1 protein-coding gene is annotated in these 1,293 nt (G+C 72.4%); it reads right to left on the bottom strand.

From position 1 onward, the window contains the following. Positions 1–7: 7 nt before the first annotated feature. Positions 8–1,243, bottom strand: coding sequence for an IS30 family transposase (locus ABD831_RS22185; RefSeq protein ID WP_344952287.1), 1,236 nt, complete (start codon positions 1,241–1,243; stop codon positions 8–10). Positions 1,244–1,293 lie beyond the last annotated feature (50 nt).

The following is a 1,293-nucleotide window of genomic DNA, read 5'->3' as shown; positions in this document are numbered from 1 at the left end:
GGCGGTTTCAGGGCGTCGGCGCAACGGTGAGTAGTTCGTTGAGTTTAGAGGCGGGGGTCTGGAAGCCGAGGGTGGCTCGGGGGCGGGTGTTGAGCAGCTGCTCGACGCGGGCGATTTCCTCGTCGGGGACGGTGGTGAAGTTGGTGCCTTTGGGGAAGAACTCGCGGATCAGGCCGTTGGTGTTCTCGTTGGTGCCGCGCTGCCAGGGCGAGTGCGGGTCGCAGAAGTAGACCGTGCAGTCGGTGGCGACGGTGAACCGGGCGTGGTCGGCCAGTTCGGCGCCTTGGTCCCAGGTCAGGGTCTTGGTCAGGTGGGCCGGGAGCGTGGTGATCATCCTGGTGAGCCGGTCGGTGACGGTGGCAGCGTCGCGCCGGCCCGGCAGCCGCGCGAGCATCAGGTACCGGGTGGCCCGCTCGACCAGCGTGATCACGGCGCTGGAGCCGCGGGCGCCGATGACCAGGTCGCCTTCCCAGTGCCCGGGAACGGCGCGGTCGGCCGCTTCGGCCGGGCGGGCGGTGATCGCGGCGTCCCCGACCCAGGACTTCCCCCGGGGCCGGGCGGCCAGCTTCGAGGCGGGCACCCGCGAGGTGCGCCCGCTGCGCAGGGCCTTCTCCCGGGCCAGCTCGGCGCGCAGGCTGCCGCGGCCCTGCACGTAGAGGGCCTGGTAGAGAGTTTCGTGAGAGATCCGCATGGACTCATCGTCCGGGAAGCGCAGGACCAGCTCGCCCTGGATCTGCTGCGGGGACCAGTGCGAGGTCAACCCGTGCAGGACGATCGCGCGTAGCGCGGCGTGCTCGGGCCGGTCCAGCTTCCGCGGCTGGGGACGGGCCCGGTTGGCGCGGGTGCGGGCCTGCGCGACCCGCACCGAGTAGACCCCGGCGACGCGGTTGCGGTGCAGCTCCCGGGTCACGCTCGAGCGGTGCACGCCCAGCTCGGCCGCGATCCGGGCCGGGCAGCGGCCCTCACGGAGCCGCAGCGCGATCAGGCCCCGACCGGCCTCGGTCAACCGGCCCCGCGCGTCGGTGAAGTCACCGCGCACCGACGGCGCCGCCAAGGTCGGGTTGACCATCCCACCGACCGGTCCGATCCGCATCCTCATGCCGGCCACCTTGGCCCACCGGGCCACCGCGAACCGGTCCACCCCGACCTGCCGGGCGACCTCCAGCCCCGACAGCCCCTGCTCGAGCAGCCCCAGCGCCTGTTCCCGCTGAGCTACCGAATACCGCCTCAGTCCACCAGCCATCGTCCCGCCTCCACACGACATCCGTGTTGCGCAGACGATCTGAGACCGCC

The sequence above is a fragment of the Terrabacter ginsenosidimutans genome (genome assembly GCF_039539425.1).
GTDB lineage: Bacteria > Actinomycetota > Actinomycetes > Actinomycetales > Dermatophilaceae > Terrabacter > Terrabacter ginsenosidimutans.
Note: the sequence above shows the minus strand (reverse complement) of the source record. Positions and strands in the feature narration are given on the sequence as shown.

Coding starts and splice junctions, on each gene's coding strand:
- ABD831_RS22185 (WP_344952287.1), bottom strand. CDS start 1,243: ATGGCTGGTGGACTGAGGCGGTATTCGGTAGCTCAGCGGGAACAGGCG.